7 protein-coding genes are annotated in these 6,266 nt (G+C 44.5%); all 7 read left to right on the top strand.

All coding sequences use genetic code 11. The features are described 5' to 3' along the window. A partial coding sequence (locus tag AC29Z1_RS11770) for a site-2 protease family protein (RefSeq protein ID WP_488271656.1) occupies nucleotides 1–540 on the top strand: 540 nt, incomplete at its 5' end. A 109-nt stretch (nucleotides 541–649) separates the two neighbouring features. Continuing rightward, on the top strand, nucleotides 650–2,509 hold the full coding sequence (locus tag AC29Z1_RS11765; protein WP_488271655.1) for a TIGR03960 family B12-binding radical SAM protein: 1,860 nt from the start codon (nucleotides 650–652) through the stop codon (nucleotides 2,507–2,509). Further along, a complete protein-coding gene (locus AC29Z1_RS11760; RefSeq protein WP_488271654.1) occupies nucleotides 2,509–3,219 on the top strand; it encodes a TIGR03936 family radical SAM-associated protein in 711 nt (236 codons plus the stop codon). The genes AC29Z1_RS11765 and AC29Z1_RS11760 overlap by 1 nt, the downstream gene beginning before the upstream one ends. 27 nt (nucleotides 3,220–3,246) lie before the next feature. Beyond that, entirely contained in the window at nucleotides 3,247–4,683 is a 1,437-nt protein-coding gene (locus AC29Z1_RS11755) for an Rne/Rng family ribonuclease (protein ID WP_488271653.1), read from the top strand. Nucleotides 4,684–4,842: 159 nt separating this feature from the next. Further along, a complete protein-coding gene (gene rplU, locus AC29Z1_RS11750) occupies nucleotides 4,843–5,154 on the top strand; it encodes a 50S ribosomal protein L21 (protein ID WP_488271652.1) in 312 nt (103 codons plus the stop codon). A gap of 9 nt (nucleotides 5,155–5,163) precedes the next feature. Continuing rightward, nucleotides 5,164–5,484, top strand: a complete 321-nt coding sequence (locus AC29Z1_RS11745; protein WP_488271651.1) for a ribosomal-processing cysteine protease Prp — start codon at nucleotides 5,164–5,166, stop codon at nucleotides 5,482–5,484. A 6-nt stretch (nucleotides 5,485–5,490) separates the two neighbouring features. After that, nucleotides 5,491–5,799 carry a 50S ribosomal protein L27 gene (gene rpmA / locus AC29Z1_RS11740; protein ID WP_488271650.1) on the top strand — a complete coding sequence of 103 codons (309 nt, stop codon included), beginning with the start codon at nucleotides 5,491–5,493 and terminating at the stop codon, nucleotides 5,797–5,799. The last annotated feature ends 467 nt before the right edge of the window (nucleotides 5,800–6,266 follow it).

Below are 6,266 nucleotides of genomic sequence, written 5' to 3'. Positions count from 1 at the left end.
CAGGAGTGGCTTTATTTTTATGGGGAAACCAATTTGGCTTTGGCAGGATTCAATTTGTTGCCCGCATTACCGCTTGACGGGGGGAGAATTTTGCGGGCCATACTCACACGCCGGCGGAATTATCGTGCGGCCACAGCTGTTGTTGTGACCCTAAGTCATCTGATTAGCTGCCTACTGATACTACTGGCGGGGTTGTTTTTTTGGTTTGATCACACTGTGAATGTAACTATGCTGGTTGCTGCCGGTTTTTTATTGCTGACTGCCCGACGAGAAAACACGCTGGCTGGATTTCGGACGATGCGCATCCTTTCCAGAAAAAAGGCTGATCTCATTGCCAGTGGCATCATGCCGGCAAAACATCTGACAGCTATTGGCAATACGGCTATCCGTGAGGTTATTGCCTTATTCGGACCAGAGCAATATTATATTGTGCATATTGTTGACGATAATTTTAAATTGTGCGGAGCGCTGACTGAAACCGAGGTATGGGAAGGGTTGCTGGCAAAGGGGATACATGCTAGGATAAAAGAGTTATTGTAGCTAGCATGTTTAGCAGGTTTCAAATATAGTCGAGCTGGAAAAAATAAGTCTTGATATTTCCAGGTAAAGCATAGATAATAATTTTTATAGCTATATGTTGGAGGTACTTATGTATTCTAAAGACCCTGTTAGTCCTGCGATTTTGAGTCGGGTTATGAAACCAGCCCGTTATACTGGTCATGAGTGGAACAGTGTGTATAAAGCACCTGGTGACTATGTGGTAAATTTTGTTCTAGCTATGCCTGATGTATATGAAGTGGGCATGTCTAATCTTGGGCTTAAAATATTATATGAAGTGTTAAATAACCGTCCAGATACTTTTGTTGAGCGGGTGTATGCGCCATGGGTAGATATGGAAGCGGAAATGAGAAATGCCGGGATCAAGCTATTTACCCTGGAAACGAAGCGGCCAGTTGCTGAGTGTGACATTATTGGTTTTTCCCTGCAATATGAGCTTAGTTATAGTAATGTTCTGAATATGCTTGATTTAGCAGGCATTGAACTGTTAGCGGCCGAACGGGATGAAAGCCAGCCGTTAGTAGTATGTGGCGGTCCCTGTGCGTTTAATGCCGAGCCGATGGCTGATTTTGTGGATTTTTTCATTCTGGGTGAAGCTGAAGAAGTTATCACTGAGGTGGCAGCGTATATTGCCGAATGGAAACAGGCCGGCAAACCGGGAGGAAAGACAGGAATACTCAAACGGCTTGCCACCCTTCAGGGGATATATGTTCCGCGGTTTTACGAGGTAACCTATCAGGCTGATGGGAGAGTGCGCGAAGTTCGGCCACTGATTCCGGAAGCCAAACCGGTTATCGTGAAACGGGTTATTAAAGATCTTGATCAGGTAATGTTTACGACAAAGCCGATTGTACCATTTATAGACATTGTGCATGATCGCATCATGTTGGAACTGTTTCGGGGGTGTACACGCGGCTGCCGTTTTTGCCAAGCGGGAGTCATCTACCGCCCAGTTCGGGAGCGCAAACTGGAGACTTTAACTGGCTATGTACAGCAGCTTGTTGACAATACCGGATATAATGAAATTTCCTTGGTGTCACTCAGTTCAGCCGATTATTCTTGCCTTAGTCCTTTAATTACTCAGCTTATTGAGCGTTTTAGGCAGCAGGGAGTAAGTGTTTCTTTGCCTTCACTGAGAATTGACAGCTTTTCCATTGATTTAGCCAAGCAAGTGCAGCAAGTGCGGAAAAGTGGTCTGACTTTTGCCCCAGAAGCCGGTACCCAGCGTTTGCGGAATGTTATCAATAAAGGAGTTACTGAAGAAAATTTGACAGAAGCAGTAAGTGCCGCTTTTCAATCCGGATGGTCAACCATAAAATTGTACTTTATGATTGGATTGCCGACCGAAACCGATGAAGACATTGCTGGTATTGCTGCACTAGCGCAGCGGGTAGCTGATTTGTATAAGCAACTGAAAGGCCGTAAAGGCGCCAAGATTACTGTTAGTGTTTCTTCCTTTGTTCCTAAGCCATATACTGCTTTTCAATGGTTTGGGCAAAACACGATCGAAGAACTTGAACGTAAACAAACACTTTTGCGTTCATTGATAAAAGACCGTAGCGTCTCGCTGCATTGGCATGATGCCCGCACCAGTTTTTTAGAAGGTGTGTTTGCTCGGGGGGATCGCAGGTTAGGCAAAGTATTGCTCAGGGCCTGGCAGAACGGTGCCAAGTTTGATGGCTGGTCAGAACATTTTAAGTATGATGTGTGGATGGAAGCTTTTGTTGCCGAGGGAATTGATCCTGCTTTTTATGCGAATCGTGAACGCGATCTGGAAGAATATTTGCCATGGGAGCATTTATCTTCCGGTGTGGACAAGTCTTTTTTGATACGGGAGTGGCAAGCCGCGCAAGCAGCCGCATTTACACCGGATTGTCGTCATGAGTATTGTGGTGCCTGTGGCGTCTGCCAGGATCTTGATGTTAAAGTAATCGATTGGGGGCAGGCATAATGGCAAAATTACGGCTTCAGATAACCAAAGGCAATGAAATACGCTATATATCTCATTTAGATTTCGCCAGTACTATTGAGCGAGCTATTCGGCGAGCTAAGCTACCAGCAGCCTATTCTGAAGGCTTTAATCCCCATATGAAGCTGGCGTTTGCATCGGCATTGGCGGTAGGAGTAACCAGTGAAGCGGAATATCTGGATATTGAGTTAACTGAAAAAATGAATATTACCCAGATAGAATCCAAGCTAAAGCCCCAATTACCACCAGGCATTGTGCTTAAGGCTGCTAAGTATATGGGGCAGCGCAGTCAAGCCCTGATGGCAGTGGTTAATTTGGCAACTTATGAAATTGCTCTTCCTGTTGTTTCAGCTGCGTCTGAGAATACGGTTGAAACAAGTTTAGCCAAGTTTAATAGTCAAGAGAAAGTCATCTATTGTAAACAATCACCCAAAGGCCAGCGCGAAATTGATATTAAAGAATACCTTGCTGCCCCTGTAACGGTGAGAAAGGTGACAGACAGTCAGCGAGAATGGAACACCCTCAGTTTAGCGATAAAGATTAAACCAGGGGGCAGTGTTAAACCGGCTGAAGTGCTATCAGTGCTGGTGGCGGACTTTGGTTTACCTGTTAACCAAGACTGTGCTTTAATCCATCGCACAGGGCTGTTTATAAGCGATGGTCAGGTACAATTATCGCCTATGGAATTATAGGCTAGAGAACGGTAAGAGGAATAAAGTATGAGTAAAACTATAATTGCCAACGTAATGCCGGAAGAAACTAGGGTGGCTCTTTTAGAAGCAGGCGAGCTTATGGAGCTATCGGTTGAACGTAGCGAAAGCGGGCATCTGGTGGGCAATATCTATAAAGGTAAAGTGAAAAACGTTCTTCCAGGAATGCAAGCAGCATTTGTGGATATTGGCTGGGAGAAAAATGCTTTTTTATATATCGGAGATACTGGTCGTCAAGCTACTTGTCAACATCTGACCATTGGTCAGGATGTGCTTGTGCAGATTTCTAAGGATGCTATGGGGGATAAAGGACCGCGGGCTACCACCAGTCTGACCTTGCCAGGGCGATATATTGTGTTGATGCCTACGGTCGATTATATTGGTATCTCGCGTCGTATCGAAGACGAATCAGAACGGGAACGCCTGCGTCAGATTGCTGAGAACATTCGTCCGGACGGTATGGGGGTTATTGTCAGAACGGTAGCTGCTGGCAAAACCCAGGATGACTTAATGAAAGATATGACTTATTTAGCTAATATGTGGTCAATATTAAGTACCAGGGCCAAACGGAGTAATGCTCCGATGCTTATTTACCGGGATGCCGAACTTGTGGTACGCATTGTTCGTGACTATTTGACTGAGGATGTTAGCGAGTTTATTATCGACAACCAGCAGGCTTACAACCGGGTTGTTGATTTGCTTACCCATATTTCACCAGAATTGGTGAAATGCGTTCGCTTATATACACCCAGCGGCCAGGATAGTGATATATTTAGCCGATTTAATTTAGATATTCAGTTAAACAGCTTGCGTAATCGCCGAGTAGACTTAGCTTGTGGCGGTTATTTGGTTATTGATCATACAGAAGCACTTACGGTTATTGACGTTAATACCGGCAAATTTGTTGGTAACACCAATTTGTCTGAAACTGTATTCCAAACTAATTTGGAGGCAGCGGTACAAATTGCAAGGCAACTCCGGCTACGGGATATTGGCGGTATTATTGTCATTGATTTTATTGATATGGACAAAGCCGAGCAACGGGCAGAGGTGCTTGCTGTGCTTGAACGTGAATTAAAAAAAGATCGCACCAAATCACATGTTTTTGGCTTTACTAACTTAGGATTGTTGGAGATGACACGCAAAAAGGCCAGGCAAAATATTAACGGTATGTTCTACAGTCAGTGTCCGTATTGTTTAGGAAAAGGCCGCATAAAATCACCGGAAACGGTTGTGCTGGACATTAAACGAGATGTAAGAAAGCTTAATAAACAATCCAGGCCGGGAGGACGGCTGCTTATTCAAGTTCATCCGCAAGTTGCAGAATTTCTGACAAAGCAAGGAGAACTAAAACGTCTGGAGCAGGAAATCGCCAGAACCCTGGCAGTAGAAGCTGTTGCCGATCTCAATCCAGAGGTGTTTTCCTTACTGTGGAAACCAGATTGACAAACTATTACTAGTATGATAGAATTCGATGATGTAGGCAGTGTCTACACCACCGCACGGAGAGGTTCGATAAAAACTAGGGACTGCTTAACCGACAAGAAAGGCAGTTCTGGTTACCGTATTCGGCGAGTCCTTACGCAGGGGAGGTGCAAATGTATAATGTACGCTATTATTGAAACAGGCGGTAAACAATATCGTGTTGCTGAAGGCGATGTACTCAATATCGAGAAAATCGAAGCTGCCGAAGGTCAAACTGTTGATTTTGATCGTGTTTTGACTGTGGTAAAAGACGGTGAAGTCGTTATTGGCAAACCAGTAGTGGCTAATGCTAAAGTTACTGCTGAAGTAGTGGCTCATGGTAAAGGCAAAAAGATTCTGGTTTTCAAATATAAAGCTAAGTCTAATTACCGTCGTCGTCAAGGTCATCGTCAGCCATTTACAAAAGTTCGTATTACGAAAATTGAAGCATAAGGCTAGATAATGATTACAATTACATTGGTTCGTGATAACAATAAGGCAATTACCGGATTTACAGTCTGCGGTCATGCTAATGTTGCGCCACATGGTCAGGACATTGTATGTGCTGGCGTGTCCGCCTTGGTTCAATCCGCCATTATGGGTATTGAACGTCATCTTGGGCGGGATATTGAGCTTATTCAGGGTGCTGATGGTCTTACTATGGAACTTACTAGTCCACCTGACATGCTTACTGGCGCAATTTTAGAAACCATGCTGCTTGGATTAACCGAAATTGCTAGACTATACCCTAATAGTGTTCGTATTATTGAGCACAGGAGGTGAAAGCAGATGGAAAATTTCAAACTGAATTCTTTTGATTTACAGTTATTTGCTCATAAAAAAGGTGTTGGCAGCTCCCGTAATGGACGTGACAGCGAGTCTAAGCGCTTAGGTGTCAAACGTCAAGCCGGTGAAGTTGTAACCGCAGGCAGCATTCTGGTGCGCCAACGTGGTACACATTTCCATCCCGGTAATAACGTCGGTATTGGCAAAGATGATACTTTGTATGCTAAAATTCCCGGCAAAGTCGCTTTCGAGCGTAAAGGCCGTTATGACCGGCAAGTTAGTGTGTATCCTGTAGCTGAACAAGCAATGTAAGAAACGCCTGCGGCCTAGTAAGCCGCAGGTTTTTTAGTCTGCCCAAATGTATAATCAGACATTAGAATGATACAGATGTTGCCGCGACGCGCCTAGTTGGCGCCAGTGCCGATTGCGCCACGGATGGCATAGCCATTTGGCCGTCCTAAGGGACTTGGTACAAAAGCCAAGTCCTTTCTTATCCGTATGTGAGCGCGATGGCTGGTTTTTATCGTTGTAAGCTTCCTCGTTTATCTAATTACTCTCTGCAATGGCTAACATCTAGCTGAAGGTAAGAAACTTTTTGTATTTTTCCTCAAAAATCTCGAAAGCCGACAGGTATTTTAACTGATGGGAGCGAAAGGTACATCATCCGCAGTATATTTGGAAGGATGATACTATGGCCAATACCACTTGCACGGAAGTCACATCATGTACCGAGGTGGTCAAACTGCTCCGCATTCAGCGACATGATTTCTTAAATCATC

The sequence above is a fragment of the Sporomusa sp. genome, assembly GCF_057736855.1.
The sequence above is the reverse complement of the archived record's forward strand: the minus strand, read 5'-3'. Positions and strand labels throughout refer to the sequence as shown.

Excerpts from the sequence above, each read along its gene's own strand:
- AC29Z1_RS11765 (WP_488271655.1), top strand. The coding sequence starts at position 650 with ATGTATTCTAAAGACCCTGTTAGTCCTGCGATTTTGAGTCGGGTTATG.
- AC29Z1_RS11760 (WP_488271654.1), top strand. The coding sequence starts at position 2,509 with ATGGCAAAATTACGGCTTCAGATAACCAAAGGCAATGAAATACGCTAT.
- AC29Z1_RS11755 (WP_488271653.1), top strand. The coding sequence starts at position 3,247 with ATGAGTAAAACTATAATTGCCAACGTAATGCCGGAAGAAACTAGGGTG.
- rplU (WP_488271652.1), top strand. The coding sequence starts at position 4,843 with ATGTACGCTATTATTGAAACAGGCGGTAAACAATATCGTGTTGCTGAA.
- AC29Z1_RS11745 (WP_488271651.1), top strand. The coding sequence starts at position 5,164 with ATGATTACAATTACATTGGTTCGTGATAACAATAAGGCAATTACCGGA.
- rpmA (WP_488271650.1), top strand. The coding sequence starts at position 5,491 with ATGGAAAATTTCAAACTGAATTCTTTTGATTTACAGTTATTTGCTCAT.